This window comes from Streptomyces sp. HUAS 31, from assembly GCF_028198125.1.
GTDB classification, from domain to species: Bacteria; Actinomycetota; Actinomycetes; order Streptomycetales; family Streptomycetaceae; genus Streptomyces; species Streptomyces chartreusis.
This window is the reverse complement of sequence record NZ_CP116353.1, coordinates 4239950-4262168: the sequence shown is the minus strand read 5'-3', so window position 1 is coordinate 4262168 and position 22219 is coordinate 4239950. Positions and strand designations below refer to the sequence as shown.

General features: G+C 71.2%; 15 protein-coding genes. 8 read left to right on the top strand and 7 right to left on the bottom strand.

Annotated elements, in window-relative coordinates:
- Positions 1-68 precede the first annotated feature (68 nt).
- A complete protein-coding gene (locus tag PGH47_RS18725) occupies positions 69-896 on the top strand; it encodes an endonuclease/exonuclease/phosphatase family protein (RefSeq protein ID WP_271664387.1) in 828 nt (275 codons plus the stop codon).
- Positions 897-950: 54 nt separating this feature from the next.
- On the opposite strand, the gene PGH47_RS18720 is transcribed toward PGH47_RS18725, so the two are convergent.
- Complete coding sequence (locus PGH47_RS18720; protein ID WP_271664386.1) at positions 951-2471, bottom strand: CehA/McbA family metallohydrolase; 1521 nt, start codon at positions 2469-2471, stop codon at positions 951-953.
- Positions 2472-2672: 201 nt separating this feature from the next.
- On the opposite strand from PGH47_RS18720, the gene PGH47_RS18715 reads away from it, so the two are divergent.
- The 4 genes from PGH47_RS18715 (at position 2673) to PGH47_RS18700 (ending at position 8111) form a co-directional block, all read left to right on the top strand.
- Positions 2673-3521, top strand: coding sequence for an LLM class F420-dependent oxidoreductase (locus PGH47_RS18715; RefSeq protein WP_271664385.1), 849 nt, complete (start codon positions 2673-2675; stop codon positions 3519-3521).
- Positions 3522-3653: 132 nt separating this feature from the next.
- On the top strand, positions 3654-6239 hold the full coding sequence (locus PGH47_RS18710) for a bifunctional FO biosynthesis protein CofGH (RefSeq protein WP_271664384.1): 2586 nt from the start codon (positions 3654-3656) through the stop codon (positions 6237-6239).
- Between the two features lie 68 nt (positions 6240-6307).
- Positions 6308-6868 carry a hypothetical protein gene (locus PGH47_RS18705; RefSeq protein ID WP_269641143.1) on the top strand — a complete coding sequence of 187 codons (561 nt, stop codon included), beginning with the start codon at positions 6308-6310 and terminating at the stop codon, positions 6866-6868.
- Positions 6869-6950: 82 nt separating this feature from the next.
- Positions 6951-8111, top strand: coding sequence for a DUF418 domain-containing protein (locus PGH47_RS18700; protein WP_271664383.1), 1161 nt, complete (start codon positions 6951-6953; stop codon positions 8109-8111).
- 6 nt (positions 8112-8117) lie between these two features.
- Here PGH47_RS18700 and PGH47_RS18695 read toward each other — a convergent pair whose 3' ends face one another.
- Entirely contained in the window at positions 8118-8627 is a 510-nt protein-coding gene (locus PGH47_RS18695) for a DUF2165 domain-containing protein (protein ID WP_271664382.1), read from the bottom strand.
- 120 nt (positions 8628-8747) lie between these two features.
- Here PGH47_RS18695 and PGH47_RS18690 point away from each other — a divergent pair, with 120 nt between their 5' ends.
- The gene (locus PGH47_RS18690) at positions 8748-12149 is read left to right on the top strand and encodes an ATP-binding protein (protein WP_271664381.1); all 3402 of its coding nucleotides are present in this window, start codon (positions 8748-8750) and stop codon (positions 12147-12149) included.
- A 125-nt stretch (positions 12150-12274) separates the two neighbouring features.
- A complete protein-coding gene (locus PGH47_RS18685; RefSeq protein WP_271664380.1) occupies positions 12275-13390 on the top strand; it encodes an ADP-ribosylglycohydrolase family protein in 1116 nt (371 codons plus the stop codon).
- 28 nt (positions 13391-13418) lie between these two features.
- On the opposite strand, the gene PGH47_RS18680 is transcribed toward PGH47_RS18685, so the two are convergent.
- From PGH47_RS18680 to PGH47_RS18670, 3 genes are all read right to left on the bottom strand, one after another.
- Positions 13419-13652 (bottom strand): hypothetical protein, encoded by a 234-nt coding sequence (locus PGH47_RS18680; RefSeq protein ID WP_271664379.1) that lies wholly within the window; start codon positions 13650-13652, stop codon positions 13419-13421.
- 49 nt (positions 13653-13701) lie between these two features.
- Positions 13702-15276, bottom strand: a complete 1575-nt coding sequence (locus PGH47_RS18675; protein WP_271664378.1) for a sodium:solute symporter family protein — start codon at positions 15274-15276, stop codon at positions 13702-13704.
- 161 nt (positions 15277-15437) lie between these two features.
- The gene (locus tag PGH47_RS18670) at positions 15438-16223 is read right to left on the bottom strand and encodes an SDR family oxidoreductase (RefSeq protein WP_271664377.1); all 786 of its coding nucleotides are present in this window, start codon (positions 16221-16223) and stop codon (positions 15438-15440) included.
- A gap of 93 nt (positions 16224-16316) precedes the next feature.
- Here PGH47_RS18670 and PGH47_RS18665 point away from each other — a divergent pair, with 93 nt between their 5' ends.
- The gene (locus tag PGH47_RS18665; protein WP_271664376.1) at positions 16317-17156 is read left to right on the top strand and encodes a hypothetical protein; all 840 of its coding nucleotides are present in this window, start codon (positions 16317-16319) and stop codon (positions 17154-17156) included.
- A gap of 24 nt (positions 17157-17180) precedes the next feature.
- Here the strand turns inward: PGH47_RS18665 and PGH47_RS18660 are convergent, their stop codons facing one another.
- The gene (locus tag PGH47_RS18660; protein WP_271664375.1) at positions 17181-19037 is read right to left on the bottom strand and encodes an MFS transporter; all 1857 of its coding nucleotides are present in this window, start codon (positions 19035-19037) and stop codon (positions 17181-17183) included.
- Positions 19038-19233: 196 nt separating this feature from the next.
- Complete coding sequence (locus PGH47_RS18655) at positions 19234-22050, bottom strand: D-alanyl-D-alanine carboxypeptidase (protein ID WP_271664374.1); 2817 nt, start codon at positions 22048-22050, stop codon at positions 19234-19236.
- Positions 22051-22219: the final 169 nt, after the last annotated feature.

Sequence of the window (22219 nt, the reverse complement as noted above, 5' to 3'; positions counted from 1 at the left end):
GGGGCGCGGCCCTCGAACTGTTGCTTCAATGGTCGCCCACACGGCGTGACGAGAGCGGGTGGCTTCCGATGCGGGTCGTGACCTGGAACCTGTGGTGGCGCTTCGGGCCCTGGGAGACACGGCAGAAGGCCATCGTGACCGAGCTGCGCGAGCTGCGCCCCGACGTCGTGGGTCTCCAGGAGGTATGGGCGGCCGGCGGCGGGAACCAGGCCGAGTGGCTGGCCGGCGAGCTGGGCATGCACTGGGTCTGGGCCCCCTCGCCCGCCCCCGAGCGCTGGCGCCGGCGCATCGGCGACCCCACCGTCGACATCGGCAACGCCGTGCTGAGCCGCTGGCCGGTGACCGACCGGCGCACGTTGCGACTGCCCGCCCCCGCCGACGTCGACGACGGCCGCCTGGCCCTCTTCACCCGCCTCTCGGCCCCGTCGTACGACATCCCGTTCTTCACCACCCACCTCACGTCCGCCCCGGACGGCTCGGCCGTGCGCTGCCGCCAGGTCACGGCCCTCGCCGAGTTCATCGCGGAGAACGGGGTGGACACCCCTTTTCCGGCGATCGTCACCGGCGACTTCAACGCCTTGCCGGAGTCCGACGAGCTCCGTCTGTTCGGCGGCCACGGCACCGCCCCGGTCGTGCCCGGGCAGGTCTTCCTCGACGCCTGGCGGTACGCCGACCCGGCCGCCCCCGCTCTCACCTGGGACCGCGCCAACGCCCATGTCCCGGCCGGCCCGGGGCCGGGCGGCCGGATCGACTACATACACGTCGGCCCGCCCGGTCCGGGCGGACTCGGCCGTGTACGCGCCGTGCGCCGCGCGGGAGACGGCCCGGTCGACGGCACCTGGCCGTCCGACCACGCGGCCGTGGTCGCCGACCTGGGGGACACCTCGACGGACTGAGGGCCGGGTCACCGCCCGGCACGGTGAGCCGGCCCGAGCGGTGCCCCGCGCAGGCTATGAGCGGCCCAGGAAGATCGGGTTGGTGAAGGCCGCGAGGGCGCCCGGCAGGGGGCCCACCGCCGCCTCGTGGCGCAGTTCGGCGCGGACGTAGGCCGCGTACGACGGGGTCGTACGCCACTCCACGACGCCCGAGCCGGACACCGGCAGGGGAGCGCTGGTGAACAGGACGCCCTGGTCCGTGACGAGGCGGACCGTGCAGCGGGGGGCGCCCGAGACCTCCAGGCGGACCGTGACCGGGGTTTCCCTGCCGACCTCCAACCGCTCGCCGATGCCCGCCTGTTCGGCGCGCCCGCCCGAGGCCGTGAAGGTGAGGGAGACGTTCTTGGACTCGGCGACGTAGGAGCGGCCCGCGCGGATGCCCTCCTGGATCGCCTCGCGGGTGAGGTCGTCGGCGAGGACCACCGTCTGCGGGGAGCCGACCGGGTCCGGGCTGCGGTGGGCGTCGCTGTTGCCCATCGCGGGGATCCAGCCGCGGCCCTTGTCGCGCACGGACGCCACCAGCGTGCCGTCCCAGTCCGCCAGGGCCACCTCGTCGTCCGGCGTCCACGGGCCGTTCCAGACCTCGACCGCGTCCGCCTCGTCGAAGCCGAACTTCCAGTTGCAGCCGACGCAGGTGGCGTGCGGGTGGGCGGGCACGACCAGGCCGCCGGCGCGGCGGATCTGGCGGGCGAACCTGCCGAAGCGGTTGTCGCGCGCCCGGTAGCGCCAGTCGATGAACGTCCCCGGCTCGACGCCGAGCGCCAGCACATGGCCGTTGCGCGTCGTGACCTCCTCGCCCAGCATCACCAGCAGGTCGTCGCCGGCCTCGTCGGCCCAGTGCGGGTGCGCCGAGTGAGTGTTGTGGTCCGAGCTGTTGATGAAGTCCAGGCCGGCCTCGCGGGCCAGCGCGGCGATCTCCGCGGGGGTGCGGCGGCCGTCCGAGTACCAGGAGTGCAGGTGGCAGTCGCCCCGGTACCAGGCGCGGCCCCGGCCCTTGGCCCGCTCCGGCGGGTAGGTCGGCTCCACGGCCTCGGCCTGCTCGCCGTACGTCAGGGTGATCGTGACCTCGTAGTCGAGGCCCTGCGGCGCCACCGTGTACGGGCCGAGCACGATGTGCCAGGTGCCCTCGCGCACCGGCCCCGGGATGTAGCCCGGCGTCGCGTCGTCGGCGCGGATGAAGAACTCCGTGCGGGCGCCGCCGGACCAGCCGCGGAAGCCCTTGCCGCCGAGCTCGGTGCCGCGGTTGTCGAAGATGCCGATGTCGAGGGCGTTGCCCGGAGTGCCGGCCGGCACGGAAGGCTTGTCGTAGGTGTACGCGACCTTGATCTCCCGTATGCCGTCCGGGATCTCCAGGGGCAGATAGGCGAAGTCGGGGCCGCCGGTGGGCAGCGTGCCGCGTACCGTCCGGGTCTCGGTGTTCTCGGCCGCTTCGGCGGGGCCGCGAGAGAAGCTCACGCTTCCCAACGTAAGCGCGGCCGCCGCACCCGTCACGAACAATGCGCGTCTTCCCAGGCCGCCGTGGTCGTCCTCGCACATGCTGCTGCTCCCCAGGTCGTCGTGGATGACAGGGCGTGGTGGTGCAGGGGTGGTGCGTGCAACCCTCGTATTCAGCCGTGAACTGTCGGGCAAGGGAAGGGAATCGTCAGCCGATGGTCAGCTGACGAAGCCGCGGAGAGGCGATTTTAGGCCGACTGGTCGGTATGGACATTGCGACTTCGGCGCGGTACAGATGCACCCATGCGTATCTCCGCCACGATCTTCCTCACCGACGAGACCATCGCCCCCGTCCGGCTCGCCCGTGAGCTGGAGCAGCGGGGGTTCGCCGGGCTGTATCTGCCCGAGCACACCCACATCCCGGTCGACCGGACGACGCCGTACCCGGCGGGCGGCGAGCTGCCGCCCGAGTACGGCCGCACCCTCGATCCCTTCGTCGCCCTCGGCCAGGCCGCCGCGGTGACCGAACGGCTCGGCCTGGGCACCGGCATCACCCTGGTCGCCCAGCACGACCCGATCGACCTGGCCAAGCAGATCGCGACCCTGGACCACCTGTCGGGCGGGCGGTTCACCCTCGGCCTCGGCTTCGGCTGGAACGTGGAGGAGGCCGCCGACCACGGCGTCGAGTGGGCCACGCGCCGCGAACTCGTCCGTGACCGGATGGCCCTGATGCGGGCCCTGTGGACCGACGAACCCGTCGCATACGAGGGGGAGTTCGGGGCGGTGAGTGCCAGTTTCGCCTACCCCAAACCCGTACAGAAGCCGCGTGCGCCGAAGGTCAACGGCCCCCGCACGCTCATCGGCGGCGCGGCCGGGCCGAAGCTGTTCACGCACATCAGCGAGTACGCCGACGGATGGATGCCGATCGGCGGCCGCGGACTGTCCGAAACTCTCCCCCGGCTGCGCGCCGTCTGGACCGACGCCGGCCGCGACCCCGACACGCTCCAGGTCGTGCCCTACGCGGTGTTCCCCAGCCCCGGCAAGCTCTCGCACTACGCCGAGTTGGGCATCGAGGAGGTCGTCGTACAGCTGCCTCCGGCGGGGGAGACCGAGGTTCTGCGGGTGCTGGACGAGTATGCCGAGTACCTCTAAAGGGGCGGGCAGGCAGCCCACCCAGGGGCGCGGGGAACTGCGCGACCAGCTACGACGCACCCGCACCCGGCAGCGCACAGCACCACCCCGAACCCTCCCCGACCCCGCAAATCTCGAACGTATGCTCAAAGAATGACGACTCCCGCGACCCCTGGAACCGGCCCGACCGAGAACTCCCTGCGTCGCGCCCTCAAACGCGCCCGGGACGGCGTCGCGCTCGACGTCTCCGAGGCGGCCGTACTGCTCCAGGCCCGCGGCGAGGCCCTCGACGACCTCGCCGCGTCCGCCGCCCGGGTGCGTGACGCGGGCCTCGCGGCGGCCGGCCGCCCCGGCGTGATCACGTACTCCAAGAGCGTCTTCATCCCCCTCACCCGGCTGTGCCGGGACAAGTGCCACTACTGCACCTTCGTCACCGTCCCCGGCAAGCTCCGCCGCGCGGGCCACGGCATGTTCATGTCCCCGGACGAGGTCCTCGACATCGCCCGCAAGGGCGCGGCCCTCGGCTGCAAGGAAGCCCTCATCACCCTCGGCGACAAGCCGGAGGACCGCTGGCCCGAGGCCCGCGAGTGGCTGGACGCGCACGGCTACGACGACACCATCGCCTACGTCCGCGCCATCTCCATCCGCATCCTGGAGGAGACGGGCCTGCTCCCGCACCTCAACCCGGGCGTCATGACCTGGACCGACTTCCAGCGCCTCAAGCCCGTCGCCCCGTCGATGGGCATGATGCTGGAGACGACCGCCACCCGCCTGTGGTCCGAGCCCGGCGGCCCGCACCACGGCTCCCCCGACAAGGAACCCGCCGTCCGGCTGCGCGTTCTGGAGGACGCCGGCCGTTCCTCGGTCCCCTTCACCTCCGGGATCCTCATCGGCATCGGCGAGACGTACGAGGAGCGCGCCGAGTCCCTCTTCGCGCTCCGCCGTGTCTCTCGCTCCTACCACGGCATCCAGGAACTGATCATCCAGAACTTCCGCGCGAAGCCGGACACCGCGATGCGCGGCATGCCGGACGCCGAGCTGGACGAACTGGTCGCGGCGGTCGCGGTGGCCCGGCTCATCATGGGCCCGGCCGGCAACATCCAGGCCCCGCCCAACCTCGTCGAGGGCGAGTACGCCCGCCTGATCGCGGCCGGCATCGACGACTGGGGCGGCGTCTCCCCGCTCACCATCGACCACGTCAACCCCGAACGCCCCTGGCCGCAGATCGAGGAGCTGACGCGGCAGTCGGCGGACGCCGGCTTCGAGCTGCGGGAACGGCTGTGCGTCTACCCCGAGTTCGTGCAGCGCGGCGAGCCCTGGATGGACCCCCGGCTGCTGCCGCACGTACGGGCGCTCGCCGACCCCGAGACCGGCCTGGCCCGCACCGACGCCGTGGTCGAGGGTCACCCGTGGCAGGAGCCCGAGGAGGCGTTCGTCTCCTCCGGCCGCACCGACCTGCACGCCACCATCGACACCGAGGGCCGCACGTCCGACCGCCGTGACGACTTCGACGAGGTGTACGGCGACTGGGGCGCCCTGCGCGAGGCCGCCGCCCCCGGCATGGCGCCCGAGCGCATCGACACCGACGTCCGCCAGGCGCTGCGGGTCGCCGCCGACGACCCGACCCGGCTGACCGACGACGAGGCGCTGGCGCTGCTGCACGCCGACGGCCCGGCGCTGGACGCGCTCACCCGGATCGCCGACGACGTCCGCAGGTCGGTCGTCGGCGACGACGTGACGTACATCGTCACGCGGAACATCAACTTCACCAACGTCTGCTACACCGGCTGCCGCTTCTGCGCCTTCGCACAGCGCCGCACCGACGCCGACGCCTACACCCTCTCCCTGGACCAGGTCGCCGACCGGGCCCAGCAGGCGTGGGAGGTGGGCGCGGTCGAGGTCTGCATGCAGGGCGGCATCCACCCTGACCTGCCCGGCACGGCGTACTTCGACATCGCCAGGGCGGTGAAGGAGCGCGTGCCCGGCATGCACGTGCACGCCTTCTCGCCGATGGAGGTCGTCAACGGCGCCACCCGCACCGGCATGTCCATCCGCGAGTGGCTCACCGCCGCGAAGGAGGCGGGCCTGGACTCCATCCCCGGCACCGCCGCCGAGATCCTCGACGACGAGGTCCGCTGGGTCCTCACCAAGGGCAAGCTGCCCACGGCGACCTGGATCGAGGTCGTCACGACGGCACACGAGCTCGGCATCCGCTCCAGCTCGACGATGATGTACGGCCACGTCGACCAGCCCCGGCACTGGCTCGGCCACCTGCGCACCCTGGCCGGCATCCAGCAGCGCACCGGCGGCTTCACGGAGTTCGTGACCCTGCCCTTCATCCACACCAACGCACCCGTGTACCTCGCCGGCATCGCCCGCCCCGGCCCCACGATCCGCGACAACCGGGCGGTCACCGCCATGGCCCGGCTGCTCCTGCACCCGCACATCCCCAACATCCAGACCAGCTGGGTCAAGCTCGGCACCGAGGGCGCCGCCGAGATGCTCCGCTCCGGCGCCAACGACCTCGGCGGCACACTGATGGAGGAGACGATCTCGCGCATGGCGGGTTCGTCGTACGGCTCCTACAAGTCGGTCCGCGACCTGGTGGCCGTCGCCGAGGCGGCGGGCCGCCCCGCAAGGCCGCGTACGACCCTGTACGGCGAGGTCTCCGAGGAGCGCCGACGGGCGGCGACTGCCTCGGACGGACACCTGCCCGAGCTGCTGCCGGTGCTGGACTGACGAAGAGCCCACCGCGGGGGTCGGTACGATGATCCGACCCCCGCTGGAGGGGTGCCTTAGCTGAGGAGATGCGTGCCGTGCCTGCTCCCAAGGTCTGGGTGACCGGTCTGACGGTGGGAGCGATAGCCGCCGTCACCGCCCTCGCCGTGCAGGCAGAGAAGGGGCCGCACCCCACGGCCGCGAAGGCCCGCCCGAGCGCGTCGGCGGCGGCGGGCGCGAGCCCCGCACCGACGAAGTCCCCCGCACCGGCGGTCGTGCCGGACAGCTCCGGCACGGGACGCCGGGTCGTCTACTCCCTCGGGAAGAAGCGGGTCTGGCTGGTCGACGCGAGCGACGCGTCCCGCCGTACCTTCGCCGTCTGGCCGGGCACGGTGAGCCCGGACCCCGGCACCTACGCGGTGTCGTCCCGCAGCATGGCCACCACCGGCTCGGACGGCGTGCAGATCGAGAACATCATCTACTTCGCCGCGAAGTCCGGCATCTCCATCGCCTTCTCCAACGCCGTCGACGGCTCCTCGCCCCCGCCCGCCGGGGACAAGCAGACCGGCGGCATCCGGATGCGCGCGGGCGACGGCGCGGCGCTGTGGAAGTTCGGCGAGGCGGGTACGTCGGTGGTCGTGGTGAAGTGACCGTCCGCTGCATCCTTCGATGTACGGCAGGTTCCCCTTCACTCATGACGATCCGGCGCGAGGCCGCCGAGACGATGAGGGCATGACGCACACGGACGCGCGAGTCCCGCAGACACCGCAGGCCACGCCCGCCGGACGCCGGCTTCCACTCCTCGACGTACTGCGCGGCGTGGCCATCCTGGGCACCCTCATGACCAACGTGTGGATCTTCACAGGTCCGGGCGCGGAGTGGGGAGCCCTGGAGTCCGGGATGGCCACGGGGCCCGTCGAGACAACCTTCGGCGTGCTCGCGAACGGCAAGTTCCTGTCGCTGCTGACGATCCTGTTCGGGGTCGGCCTGGCCATCCAGTACGACTCGGCGAAGCGGCGCGGACAGCCGTGGCCGGGCCGCTACCGGTGGCGGGCGCTGTTCCTGTTCGCCGAGGGCACGGTGCACTTCGTGCTGGTCTTCGCCTGGGACGTACTGATGGGGTACGCGGTCACCGCACTGCTCGTCGCCTGGCTGCTGACCCGCTCGGAACGGGCGCAGCGGCGGGTGATGTGGTGGGCGGCCGGGATCCACCTGGCCGTGATGGGCCTGCTGACGGCGGCTCTGGCGTCGACGGGCGACGGCACCGACGACGGGGTACCCGAAGACGTCGTCGACCTGTACGCACACGGAAGCTACCCGGCCCAGATCGCCTTCCGTCTGGAGAACGCGCTCGCCCTGCGCATGGAACCGGTCCTGACCTTCTTCCTCCTGGTCTTCCTGTTCCTGCTGGGCGTACGGCTGTTCCGGGCGGGCGCGTTCGGCGCGGACGAGACCGGACGCCGGCTGCGTTCCCGCCTCCTGGCCTGGGGGATCGGCCTCGGGCTGCCCCTCAACGCGGCGGCGGCGCTGGCCGGCCCGGACCTTTTCCTGCTCGCCAGGTACGGCACGGCCCCGCTGCTGGCCCTCGGCTACATCGGCCTGGTCGGTGCCGTGGTGGACCGGGTACGGAGGCCGGGCCCGCTGATGACGGGCCTGACCTCCGTGGGCCGGACGGCGCTGTCCGGTTACGTCCTGCAGAACGCGCTGTGCGTGCTCATCTCCTACGGCATCGGGCTGGGCCTCGCGGAACGGCTCGACGGCACGGGCCCCTGGTGGGTCGTGGCGCTGTGGGCCACGGTCTGCGCGGTCCTCATGGCGGGCTCCACGCTGTGGCTGCGGCGGTTCTCGGCAGGGCCCCTGGAATCGGTCCAGAAATGGGCCCTGCGCCACTGATCCCCGTCAGACGTCGGCCCGTTGCGCCGGCCCGAACGGCAGGTGGTTGACGATCAGCACGACACCGCTGAGCAGGAACACCCGCGTCGCCGCGTCCAGCCCGTTCCAGTCCCCGGACTGCCACATGGCGAACCACTCGCCGCCGATCGCGATGAACCCGGCGCCGAACAGGAGCATCATCATGAGCAGGCCGTACGTGGAGAAGCGGCGGGCGCGGTGGTCGTCGCGGCGGAACCAGAGCCAGGTGCCGTATATGAGGACGAGGGCGGCGAGGGTCTCCCAGACGATGATCGCGACGTACGCCGTGTCCTGAAGTCCCTTGCTGGTGACGGCTCTCCACATCAGGTCGTCGTCCTTGAACGTGGTGTCCATCGCCAGGACGTGCCGCACGAACTGCTGGTTCGTCCCGAAGTCGGTGATGTTCCCGAAGGCCACGAGAGCGATGTAGAGGGCGACCGCCGCGGTGAGAAGGGTGGCGGCGAGGTGGAGGGCGGGGCGTGGGGGTGTGGATGACATGGTGGTCATCTTTCCGGCTGACCGCTTCAACCGGGTAGGCATTGAGTCAGCTGAGGCGGCTGTCCTGGTGCCCGGACCTCTGCAAGACTTCCCGGTGGGCCGGCTTACGGGGGTGGGCGGATGGGATCGACACGGCCGTCGATGCAGGAGCTGATCGAGCGGCGTAAACGCGGGGGCTTCATCGGCCGAAGGGCCGAGATCGATCGCTTCCGGACCAATTTCGACGTCCCGTTGGACGACGAGCGGCACAGTTTCGTCTTCCACATTCACGGCATGGCGGGTGTCGGGAAGTCCTCGCTGCTGCAGGAGTTGAGGCAGGTCGCGACCCAACGTCAGGCGATCACAGCCACGTTGGACGAGACCGTGAACAGCGTGCCGGAGGCCATGGCGGCGATCAGTGCCCAGTTCGCCGCCCAGGGCTTTGAGCTGAAGGCCCTGGACAAAATGCTGTCCACCTACCGTCAGCGGCGCCACGAGGCGGAACTCGCCTCAGTCGCGGCGGAACCCGGTGCGGGCGCCGCATCTCCGTCGGCGGGCAGCATGGCCGTGGCTCAGGCGGGGCTGATCGGTCTCGGCATGGTGCCCGGGGTGGGGGCGTTCGCGGGAGCCGTCGACCCGGCCCAGGTGGCCCACCAGGCGGACCGGTTGAGAGCGGCGATCAGCCCTCGTCTCCGTGATCACGACGACGTGCAACTCGTGCTGGAGCCGGTCAAGGTGTTGTCGCCCGTGTTCGTGACGGAGCTCAACCGGCTCGCGGGTGCCAAGCCCTGGATCGTGTTGTTCTTCGACACCTACGAACGGACGGCACCGTTCCTGGATGCCTGGCTCGCGGACGTGATCGTGAGCGGCCGTTACGGCAGTCCCCCGGGGAACGCGGTCTTCGCCCTGGCAGGACAGCACGGTCCGGATCCGTCCTGTTGGAGGGACTTCACGGGTTACATGACGGAGTACGCCCTCGACCCCTTCACCGAATCCGAGGTACGTCAACTGCTGGCGTCCAAAGGCGTGGTGGAGGAACAGGTCGTACGGGACGTACTGGAGCTGTCCGACTGCCTGCCGGTGCTGGTCAAGACCCTGGCGGAGCATGCGCACAACGACCCGGGAACGGTGTCCGATCCCGCTGCCACCGCGGTCGAGCGGTTCCTGTGGTGGGAGCAGGACCCGGGGCTGCGAAAGGCGGCTCTCGCCTGCGCGTTCCCGCGCCGCCTGGACGAGGATGTCTTCCGCGCGGTGGTGGACGCGGAAGCGGTGGCGTCGTACACGTGGTTGCGCGGCCTTCCCTTCGCGAGCGACCGGGCAGGGCGGGTGCTCTACCACGATGTGGTCCGCAAGATGATGCTCAGGCTCCAGCGGACAAGGTCGCCCCATCGATGGTCGGCACGCCACGAGCACCTCGCGCAGACCTACGGCCAGTGGCGGGCGGAGATCGCGGACGGCCGGGGCCCGGACGAGTTGTGGGCCGACGAGGTCTGGCGTGAACTGCGGGCGGAGGAGGCCTACCACGACCTGTGCGCCCGGCCCCGGGCAGCCGTGCCGGACGTACTCGGAGACATCGTCGATGCCTGCCGCGCCGACGCGGCGGCGGTGCGGGTCTGCGCGCAGGCCTTGTGCGACGCCGGGGAGCAGACCGAAACCGAGGAGACGGCGGCCTGGGGGCGAGAGTTGCTTTCGGCACTCACGGAGGAGGCCAACGGCGTTCTGGCGGCGCTCGGAGTCCTGCTGGAAGGCGGGGGACTCAGCATGCCGAGACGGGCCGAGGCACACTGCATTCGAGCCCAACTGCTGCGCCGGTCCCGTGAGTACGAGCGTGCGCTGGCCGAGTGCCATCGTGCCGTCGCCCTCGATTCGGACTCTGCGACGGCACACTATGAACGCGGCGTCACGCTGTCGATACTCGGCGATCAGACAGCCGCTCTCGCCGCGCTTGACCGTGCCGATCAGCTGCGCCCCGACGACCGGGCGATCCTGTTCGAACGCGGGGATGTCCTGCAAGAGCTGGAACGCCACGAGGATGCTTTGGCGGTCTTCGACCACATGCTGCTCCTCGACCAGGTGGACGCCGTGGCCTGGGCCTGCCGCGCGTACAGCAAGCACGTCCTGGGCGACGACGACGAAGCGCTCGCCGGCTTCGGCCGGTCGCTGGAGATCAACGACAAGTACCTGTGGGCGCTGGTGCACCGAGCCGAGGTGTACCGGAGCCTGGCCAGGCTCGACGAGTCGTTCGCCGATCTGGACCGGGCGGTGGAGATCTCCGCCGACAGCGCCTGGATCGCCTCGGAGCGTGGGGACGCCTACCGGTTGGTCGGGCGGTACGAGGATGCCGTCGAGGAACTCGGGCGGGCCTGCGCCCTCGAGCCCGAGCATGCTTCCGCGCACGCGGGGCGTGGCTACGCGCTCGCCGCTCTGCACCGGGTCGAAGAGGCGCGTACGGCCTTCGATCGTGCTGTCGAAATCGACCCCGACTACGCGTGGGCGCTGGTGCAGCGCGCCCAGTTGAGTCAAGGCACGGGAGATGAGCGGGGCCGATGGGCCGACCTGGACCGGGCGGTCGAGGCCGACGGGGGCGTCTGGGCGCTTTCGGTACGTGGCATCGCGCACTGGGAGGAGGATCAGAACGCGGAGTCCCTCGCCGACTACGACCTGGCTCTGGAACGCGATGCCGACAACGGCCGTCTCCGGGCTCTACGCGGCTCTGTGCTGATGGATCTGGGGAGGGACACCGAGGCCTACGCCGAGTTCGACCGGGCCGTGGAACTCGGCCATGACCATGCGGATGTCCTGACCAGGAGAAGTAGGGCCCACCGGAAGCGCTGGAGGTTCCGCGAGGCGCTCCAGGACGTCGAGGAGGCTCTTTCCGTCGAGCCGGACCGAGCGAGCCTGCACAACGATCGGGCAGAGGTTCACATAGCGGTGGGCGATCTTTCCTCGGCGCGCGTGAGCCTCGACCGGTGCGTCGCGGCGGAGGCGGGCAACGCCTACGCCCACAGCAGGATCGTGGACGTGCTGACACTGGCCGGCCGTTACGACGAGGCGTTGCAGGTTCTGGACGCCCATCGGGTGATGCTGCGGCAGTACGACGCCGTTGAGGCCGCAAGACAGCTGTGGTTCGCCGAGGCACTGGCCGGCAGGTGGCGGCGCGCCCGGCGCGAGGCCGAGTGGCTGTATGTGACCGACATCCGGTACGGGGCACACACGATGGCCATGGCCGTGGGGCTGCAGGACGGCGCAAGTGACGCGGAGCCCTTGTGGGATGAAGCCCGGCGCAGAGGCCCTCAGGCAGGCACGGCCGCGTACCGGAACTTGGAGTTGGCTCTGGTCAGCTGGGGACGCGGCAGGTGGACCGTGGGCGATCAGTTGTACGCCGAGGGCATTTCGCTGTACCCCGACTGGGAGGATCTGACCAACCTCCTGGACGGGCTGGTGCTTCTGGCGCGCTTCCCTGGTGTCGAGTACGCCCTGCTGGGCCCCCGCCTGTCCCGGGTGGCCGGCGAGCGCGACTTGTTTCGGGCGCGCCATGGGTGAAACTGACTGGCCGGGTCCATTTCGGTCACATTCCGCATACCGATCCGCCCCCTGAACCGACCGTCCCCGGTCGATTACAGTGGCGAACTGTCGTACGGACGGAACGCTGTCACGGGGAGGTCTGGATGAGTGCGACCGCCGGCGCTGTCTGGGGCCGAACCGAGCAGCAGGACTTCCGCAGCCGGGTCCGCGGCACACTGCTCGGCGTGGCCGTCGGGGACGCCCTCGGCGCGCCCGTCGACGGGCTCGGGCTGGAGGAGATCCAGGAGCAGTACGGCGCCGAGGGCGTCGTCGACCTGGCGTTCGGGTACGGGCGGCGCGGTGCCGTGAGCCACCTCACGCAGCTCACCCTGTTCTCCGTCGACGGGCTGATAAGAGCCCAGGTCAGACGGGACACCGGCGCCTGGCATCCGCCCACCGACGTGCACCGGGCGTATCTGCGCTGGGCGGCCACGCAGCGGGACTGGGGCCCCGACGAGCGCCGCAAGGACGACGGATGGCTGGCCCGCGAGGAGTGGCTCTACGCCCGCCGCGACCCCACCCGTGCCCTGCTGATCGGCCTCGGCGACGAGACCATGGGCACGCTGGAAGCACCCAAGAACTCCACCGAGCTCGGGCCCGAGGCCGTCGCCCGTTCCGCGCCCTTCGGACTGCTCGTCGGCTGGGAGCCGCAGCTCGTCGTCCAGCTCGCCGTGGAGTGCGCCACCCAGACCCACGGCCACCCGATCGCCTACCTGTCGGCGGGCGCGTACGCCGTGATCGTGCACGGCCTGGCCTGCGGGGAGAGCCTCGACGGTGCCGTGCAGCGGGCTCTTGCGCTGCTCGCCCTGCGGCCCGGTCACGAGCCCGTGTCGGACGCCCTGCAGCACGCGCTCGGCGCCGTACGGCAGGGCATGCCCACCCCCGCGCGGGTGGAGGAGCTCGCCGCCGACGGCTCGGCGGACGGGCTGCTCGCGGCGGCCGTGTACTGCGCCCTGGTCGGCGAGGACGTCCGCCACGGACTCCGCCTCGCCGTGAACCACGACGGCCCCTCCGCCGCCGCTGCCGCCCTCACCGGCGGCCTGCTGGGCGCCCTGCACGGCGAGACGGCCCTGCCCCCGGCCTGGCTGGCCGAGCTGGAGGGCCGCCCCACGATGCTCGAACTGGCCGACGACTTCGCCATGGAGATGACCCAGGGCCCGGCCCTGCACGGCCCGGCCGGCTCCTCCCCGGGCTGGCTGGCCAGGTACCCGCGGGCCTAGAGCCTGGGCCGTGGGGCGACCGGCTGCTCTAAGGGGTCGGCATCCCGTACAGGACGAAGGCCACCAGCATGTACACCGGAATGGCCAGGATCACGGCCAGCCCGGCGATACAGCCCCAGACGGTCAGTCGCATGCTGGTTCTCGCGTGGTCATCGTCCTTCGACACACCCATATCCAACAGCGCAAGGCGCCGACCCGCCACCATCGCCGCGGCGGACGCCGGCCCCTGGAACGGGCGAGCCGCGCGCAGGGAGTCCAGCACCCCCGCGCGCGGCACATCCGGGCCCGGCCCGGTGACTCGGTCGGCGAACTCAGTCCTTCGCCTGTGTCCCCACCGTGTCCTCCACGCCGCCCGCCGGCGCCGGCACCGCGGCCGCCGCCGTTCCGTCGTCGTCCGTGTTGATGCGTTCGACGACGGCGAGGCGCTCCGGGGTGTCCTCCGGCTTGAGGAAGCCGATGAGGATGTACAGGACCAGCGAGACCGCCAGCGGGATGGAGACCTGGTACTGGAGCGGCACGCCGCCCTCGATCTGCCAGCTGATCGGGTAGTTGACCAGCCAGAAGGCGAGCAGACCCATCGACCAGCTGGTGAGCGCGGCGGTGGGGCCGGAGCGGCGGAACGGTCGCAGCAGGCCCAGCATCATCGGGATGGCGATCGGGCCCATGAGGCCGGCGACCCACTTGATCACGACGGTGATGATGTCCTTGAAGGTGGGGGAGTTGACCTGGGTCGCCACCGCCATCGAAAGGCCCAGGAAGACGACCGTGGTCACCCGGGCCGCGATCAGCCCGGACCGCTCGCCCCACGCCCGCGCCTGCTTCGACAGCACCGGCGCCACGTCCCGGGTGAACACGGCCGCGATCGCGTTGGCGTCGGAGGAGCACATGGCCATCGTGTGCGAGAAGAAGCCGACGATGACGAGGCCCAGCAGACCGTGCGGCAGCAGCTGTTCGGTCATCAGGCCGTACGAGTCCGAGCCGTCCGGCTTCTGCGACTCGACCAGCAGCGGCGACATCCACATCGGGAAGAACAGCACCACGGGCCAGACCAGCCACAGCACCGCCGACAGCCGCGCGGAGCGCTCGGCCTCCCGCGGGGTGGCCGTGGCCATGTACCGCTGGGCCTGGTTGAGCATGCCGCCGTTGTACTCGAAGAGCTTGATGAACAGGAACGCGAGCAGGAAGACGGTGCCGTACGGTCCGACCAGCGGCTCGCCGTGGCCCTGGAGCTCCGGCCGGTCCCAGGCGTCGAGGAAGCCGATGCCCTTGTCGTTCAGCTCCATGATGACCGCGATGAACATCGCGACGCCGGCCAGCAACTGGATGACGAACTGGCCGAGTTCGGTCAGCGCGTCCGCCCAGAGGCCGCCGATGGTGCAGTAGATGGCCGTGATGCAGCCGGTGATGAGGATGCCCTGGTTCAGTGACACCCCCGTGAACACCGACAGCAGGGTGGCGATGGCGGCCCACTTGGCGCCCACGTCCACGATCTTCAGCAGCATGCCGGACCAGGCCAGCGCCTGCTGGGTCTTCAGGTCGTAGCGGTTCTTCAGGTACTCCAGCGGGGAGGCCACATGGAGCCGTGAGCGCAGCCGGTTGATGCGCGGCGCGAACAGCTTCGAACCGATCGCGATGCCGAGCGCGATGGGGAAGGACCAGGTGACGAAGGACGTGACGCCGTAGGTATAGGCGATGCCCGCGTACCCGGTGAACATCACCGCGCTGTAGCCCGACATGTGGTGCGAGATGCCGGACAGCCACCAGGGCATTTTTCCGCCGGCGGTGAAGAAGTCGCTGACGTTGTCCACTCGCTTGTGCGACCAGACGCCTATCGCGACCATCACGCCGAAGTAGCCGATGAGCACGGCCCAGTCGAGACTGTTCATGGGACCCCTTCCCCGGGTTCCGTCCTGTGAACGGCTCGCCCATGGTGGGTGCGGTGGCGAGGGCACGACAAGCGCACGTAAGGTCAACAGACAGTAAAATCGTTCGGCTTGGTGACCTACGTTCACGAACATGAACAGCTACGAACGGTCGAAACCGTACCTCAGCGCATCAACTCCCCCGCATTCACCAGCAGCGACTGCCCGGTGATCGCCCGCGCCAGATCCGACGCGAGGAAGACCGCCGCGTTGGCGACGTCGCCGTCCGTGGCCAGGTCCGGCAGCGCCATCCGCTCGGTCAGCCGCTTCAGCACGTCCTCCTCCGGCACCTGATCGGTGTGCGCGGTGAACTGGACGTACGCCTGCACCGGCGGCCCCCACATCCAGCCCGGCAGCACGGTGTTGACCCGGATGCGGTGCGGGCCCAGCTCCCGGGCGAGGGAGTACATGGCGCTGGTGAGCGCGCCCTTGGAGGCGGCGTAGGCGGCCTGGCGCACCTGGGACGGGGCGGCCACCGAGGACTGGGTGCCGATGAACACCACCGAGCCGCCGCGCTCCTTCAGTGCCGGCAGGCAGGCGCGGGTCATCCGCAGCGAGCCCAGGAGATTGACGTCGATCACCGACTGCCAGGTGGCGAAGTCGGCGTCCTGGAGACCGCCGAAGTAGGAGTCCCAGGCGGCGACATGGACCACGCCGGCGATCCCGCCGAACCGCTTCCGGGCCAGCGCGGCCAGCGCCTCGCACTGCCCCTCGTCGGTGATGTCGGTCGCCCGGTACGCCGTGTGCGCCCCGTCGGGATCGATCTCGGCGGCGCTCTTCGCCAGGTTCGCCTCCGTGCGCGCCCCGAGCACGGCGTTCCCGCCGTCCCGTACGACGGCCGCCGCGACCTGGTGGCCCAGTCCGGCTCCCACTCCCGAGACGACGACGGTCTTGCCGGTGAGCAGTGACATCGAGACCTCCCTGACTCTGGCGGATTATCTGACGGAGCGTCAGAGTATGGGCGTCCGAGGGAGGACGGAAGCCACCGGAAGGAAGGGAACGGCATGAGCGAGGACACCCGCAGCGAGGTGTACGCCGAACTGGCCGCCGTCGGCCCGTACGGAGTCCGCCCCGGCCACGCCCTGATCACCATGGTCGAACCGCACCCGGGCCACGAGTACGCCTACAACCGCTGGTACGAGGACGACCACTACTACGCCGGCGCGATGGCCATGCCCTGGATGTACGCGGGCCGCCGCTGGGTGGCCACCAGGGACCTCCAGCTGCTGCGCTACCCGGAGAAGTCGGCGATAGCGCAGCCCGTCACCGCCGGCTGCTACATCTCCACGTACTGGATCACCGCCGGCCGCTACGCCGACCACATGCGCTGGACCGTCGGCATCAACAAGCGCCTGGGCCGCGACGCCCGTGTCTATCAGGACCGCACCCACGTCTTCACGGCGTTCCAGGACCACGAGGCGACGGTGTACCGCGACGGCGCGGCCGGCCCCCGCGACTTCCACGCCCTGGACCACCCCTACGCGGGCCTGGTCGTGCAGGTCGTCGACGCCGCCTCGCCCGAGCAGCGCACCGAACTGCTTCAGTGGCTGCGCGCCCGCCACCTCCCCAAGCGCCTCGCGGGCTCCCCGGCCGCACTGGTGACGATCTTCCGGCCCACGCCACTGCCCCTCGACCGCATGTCGTACGTCAAGCAGGTCGAGGGCGTCGACACCCGGCTGACCCTGCTGTGGTTCCTGGAGGCGGACCCGAGGCAGTGCTGGGAGCCCACCTTCACGGGCCTGGACACGGCGGTGGAGGAGGCGGGCCTCGGGCGGGTGGAACTGGTGGCGCCGTTCGTCCCTACGGTGCCGGGCACGGACCGGTACGTGGACCGGTTGCGCTGACCGGAGACCTCCCGGCCGGCCGGATCAGCGCAGCTCCTCCGGGCAGGGCGTGCCGCGCGGCACCGTGTAGGGCGCGGCCAGCCGGTAGGTGCCCGCCTTCGGGGCGACCAGGGTCGTCCACCGGTCGCCGAGGGCGTCCTCCTCCGTCTCCGTCAGACAGCCGTTGACGTTGTCGTACGACTTCGGCTCGCCGTCAGGGCGGTCCTGGGACTCCTCGGTCTCCTTCGGCGGGTCGAGCTTCTTGCCGTCGGCGTCGACGATGCTCAGCCACGGCGAGTAGGGGATGCGGATCAGGACGCGGCCGGGCTTGCTCACCCGCATCGTCATCTCGCCCTGCTCGGCCCGCTCGACCACGGCGTTCGGCTCGGCGAGCGGCGCCGGGGCGGTCACCTGGAACAGCTGCCAGTTGGCGTCGCCCCACACCTGCTTCAGATACGGCATCCCGCGCTGCACCAGCTCCCGCTCGCGCTCCGCGCCCGAGGCGTCCGGCTCGTCCTTGGGCAGCACCACGAAGTGCACCGCCCAGCGCTGGAGCCACTCGCGGTAGTTCGCGGAGTTGAGGGTGTCGTCGTAGAAGAGCGGGTTGCGCTCCATGTCGGCCTGGCGGTTCCAGCCGCGGGCCAGGTTGACGTACGGCGCGAGGGCGGAGGCCTCCCGGTGGGAGCGGGCCGGGACCACCTCGACGCGGCCCTTCTCGGCGCCGACCTCCTGGAGCTCGTTGACCAGCGGCGCCAGCTCGCGCGCCCAGGACGCGGCCGGGGCGGCGTGGATGATGTCGTCGACCGTCTTGTAGCCGATCCAGCCCACGAAGGTGAGCAGGGCCAGTACGCCCGTGTACCACTTGCGCGAGCGGGGCACCGTGTACGGCAGCGCGGCCACCAGCGCCGTACCGGCGAACAGCATCGCCAGACGCGTGATGTTGGAGCCGATCTGCGAGCTGACGACCCAGACGAGCACGACCGAGAGGCCGTAGACCGCCGACACCAGCCGGACCGTCTTCCAGTCCTCGGGCACGATCACGAAGGTCACCACGGCGCACAGCAGCGGCAGCAGCACCGACCCGATCACCATCGGCTGGGTGCCGGAGAAGGGGAACAGCCAGGCCGACACCGCGACCACCGCCGTCGGCGCGATGCCCAGCGCCCAGGCGCCCGGCCGCCGCTTCTGCAGGAACAGCGCCACCGCCACGAAGCCGACGAACAGCCCCGCGACCGGCGACGCCATGGTGGCGAGCGCCGCCAGCGGGGCCGCGCACAGCGCCTTCGCCCAGCGTTTGTAGCGCCAGCGGTACGGCCAGCAGAACACGACCGCGACCGCGCCGAGCGCGAACATCGTGCCGAGACCGAAGGTCACCCGCCCGGAGATCGCGTTGGCGATCAGCCCGAAGACCCCGGCGAACGCGGCCCACAGCGGATTGCGCACCGACCGGCTGCGCAGCAGCACCAGCGTCAGCAGGCCCGCCGTGATGGTCCCCGCGATCATCATCGTCGTACGGACGCCGAGCACCGACATCAGATACGGCGACACCACGCTGTAGGACACCGGGTGCATACCGCCGTACCAGGCCAGGTTGTAGGCCGAGTCCGGGTGCCGGCCGACGAACTCGGCCCAGGCGTCCTGGGCCGCGAGATCGCCGCCGCTGTTCGCGAACGTGAAGAACCAGATGATGTGGAGGAGCCCGGCCAGCGCCGTGATCGACAGCACCGGGCGACGCAGCAGACGCTCACGCAGGGCGGCGACGGCGGCGCTCAGCCGCGACGGAGGTCTCTCCTCCGTACGGCTGTGGCCCTCTCCCGTGCGTGGCGCGGGTACGCGTATTCGCGGACCGGCTCCCCGTTCCGGATCGGCGTCGTCGGCGCGTGTCGGCTCCGCAGTGGCCACGTCTGAGGCACTCCCCGTGCTGTCCCGTCTTCTGTTCCGGCCGCGTCCCGTTTCCCGCGTGTTGTCGGCCCGGACCCTGAAGGTTCTCCGGGCGCGTCTTGCGAGCGACGACCTGCCCGTTTCGTGACGCTAGCACGCAGCCCGCCGACGAGCGCCGTCGGCGGGCTGCGCGAGGGTCCCTTCGGATGCCCGAAGGTCAGGCGATACGGGTCAGCTTGTCCGTGAAGCCCGGCTCGGTCAGCTCCGTCTGGAGAGCGACCGGGATCTTGACGGCGCCGCTGCTGCCGTCGCCCACGGTGAGCGTGCCCACCTGGGTGCCGGCCTTCGCGGTGTGCGGCACCTCGTCGGGCGCGAAGGTCAGCTTCACCTTCAGGCCCGACCAGCCGACCGCCTTGACGTCCTTGGTGGCGACGACCGCGGTGCGACCGCCGAGACCGTCGTCGACGTACCCGACGACATCACCCTTCTTCAGGATCGTCGCCGACTCCAGGGCGCCCTGCGCGGCACGGATGAGCTTGTCGCCACCGTCCAGCGCGGCGCTCAGGATGGTGTTCTCCGGACCGCCGGCGGGCTGGCGGACGACGGCGCCGACGATGGTGCGGGTCTCGCCGCCGACCTCCTTCTTCGCGGCGAACACGAGGTTGCCGAGGGCGGAGGTGGTGGTGCCGGTCTTGATGCCGACGACGTCGTTCTTGCCGACCAGCTGGTTCCAGTTGGAGTGGTTCGTGCCCTTGTAGTCGTCGTACGACATCATCGCGGCGACCTCACGGAAGGCGGGGAACTTCATCGCCGCCTTCGCCAGCTTCACCTGGTCCACGGCCGTGCTGACGGTGGTGTCGTTCAGACCGGAGGGGTCGGTGTACGTCGTGTTCGTCATGCCGAGGTCCTCGGCGGCGGCGTTCATCTTCGCCACGAACGACTTCTCCGAACCGGCGTCCCAACGGGCCAGCAGTCGGGCCACGTTGTTCGCGGATGCGATCAGGATGCTCTCCAGCGCCTCGCGCTGGGTGATCTCGTCGCCGGCGGTGACGTTGACGGTCGACTCCTGGCCCGCGTTCGACTGGTCCTCGGCGAGCTGGTCGATCTTGATGTTCGGGCCTTCGTCGCCGCTCTTGAGGGGGCGGTCGCGCAGGACGAGGTACGCGGTCATGACCTTGGCGACACTGGCGATCGGCACGGGCTTCTGGTCGCCGGAGGAGCCGAAGGTGCCGATGCCGTCGACGTCCAGCGCGGCCTGGCCGTCGGCGGGCCACGGGATGTCGATCTTGCTGCCGTCGAAGGTGAAGCTGTCCTTCGCGGTCAGCTCCAGGGTGGGCGCCGGGAGCGGGCGCACCGACTGGACGACCGCGAACACGATCGCGAGCAGGATGACCAGCGGCGTCCAGATCTTCACCCGCCGGATGGCGGTCCGTACCGCGGTGTCCGGCGGCGGCGGGGTGTTCGTCAGCTCGGCCAGCAGATCGAGCGGCGGCTTCGGCGGCAGCGGCTGCTGGGTGGTCCGCTCGGGACCGACCTGCGGGACGGCGGTGGTGACGTCCGGGGCGACGGGCGGCTTCGGCGCGTCCGGGGCGACCGGCGGCTTCGGGGCCTCCGGCCGGATGTCCGGCTTGAGCGCGACGAACTTGCTGGTCCGCTCGGCGGGCGCCTCGGGCTTCGGCGCCTCGGGCTTGGGGGCGTCGGGCTTGGGCGCCTTCAGCATGGTGGTCGGCTGATCGACGGAGGGCTTGGAGGGCCGTACGGCGAAGACGGCGGTCGGCTGATCGACGACCTTGGGGGTGCCGCCGTCGCCCTTCGCGTCTTGGTCCTTGTCCGCGTCGGCCTTTGAGTCGGCCTCGGCGTCCTTGCCGGGGACGGCGTCCTCGGGGGCTTCGGCGGCGGCGCTCGCGGCGGAGGCCTTGCGGGGGTCCACCGGGGCGGCGTCCTCGGGGGAGCCCTCGGAGGCGGCAGGAGCGTCCTTGGCGGCCCCTTCGGGCGCCTCAGCGGCCTCAGGAGCCTCGGACGCCTCAGCGGCCTCGGCCGGGCCGTCCTCGGCGGTCGTGGTGGCGTCGTCGGCGTCGGAAGCCGCGGCGGCGTCCGTCTCGACATCGCTGCCGGCACCCTCGGCGGTGTCGCTCGCGTCCGACGTCGCGTCCTTGGCGTCGCCGTCCGAGGTGGCCACCCAGGCCGCGACGGCAGCCTTCAGCCGGTCGTCGCCCGACCCGGACCCGGCGACACCGCCGGCCTCCGCCGGTACGGCGTCCTCGGGCTCCGCCGTGCCGGCGCGCTCGGCGTCGGCATCCGTGCCCTCGTCGCCGGAGGCATCCGCCTTCGCGCCCTCGGCGTCCCCGCCCCCGGCGTCCGCGTGTTCGGCGTCCCCGGTGTCCGCCTGCCGGCCGTCTGCGTCGGCGGCCCCGGTGTCCCCGGCGTTCGCCGGTTCGCCGTCCGAGGCGGCCCCGGTGTCCCCGGCGTTCGCCTGCTCGCCGTCCGAGGCGTTCCCGGTGCCCTCGGCGTTCGCCTGCTCGCCGTCCGAGGCGGCCCCGGTGTCCCCGGCGTTCGCCTGCTCGCCGTCCGAGGCGGCCCCGGTGTCCCCGGCGTTCGCCTGCTCGCCGTCCGAGGCGGCCCCGGTGTCCCCGGCGTTCGCCTGCTCGCCGTCCGAGGCGTTCCCGGTGTCCGGGGCCTCTGTCTTCGCGCGCTCGGCGTCCGCGGCGTCGCCGCCCTTCGCCGTCGCGTCGTCAGCCGCCGGGTTCTCGGAGTCCTCGGCGCCATCGGACTTCTCCGCGCCCTCGGACTCCAGCTCGGCCCGTACCGCCTCCAGTTCGCGGCGGGACAGCACCCGCGTCGCCGTGTCCACGCCGCCGCGGGACGCCGGCTTCCGCGTGGACGCGGACTCCCGGGCCACCGCGAGGCGCGGGTCGCGCTTCTCCGCGCGGCCCTCCGGTTCGGGCCTGGATTCGGGAACCGGAATCGCGCTCCCCGACGTCGGTTCTGCCGACGACTCGCGCTGCTTCGACCTGTCGGGGGACTCGCCCGCCACCGATGCCTCCTCCATGTGCCGCCGCACGCCCTCCGTGCGTCTGCCGAACCGTGAGCCGTCGCCCGGACACTGTGACCGTAGCGACCCCCGTGCCGCTGCCCGAACCATGTACCAGTGTCCTGTGCGCGACCCCCCACTGACGCGGTAGACGAGAACGACATACCTACCG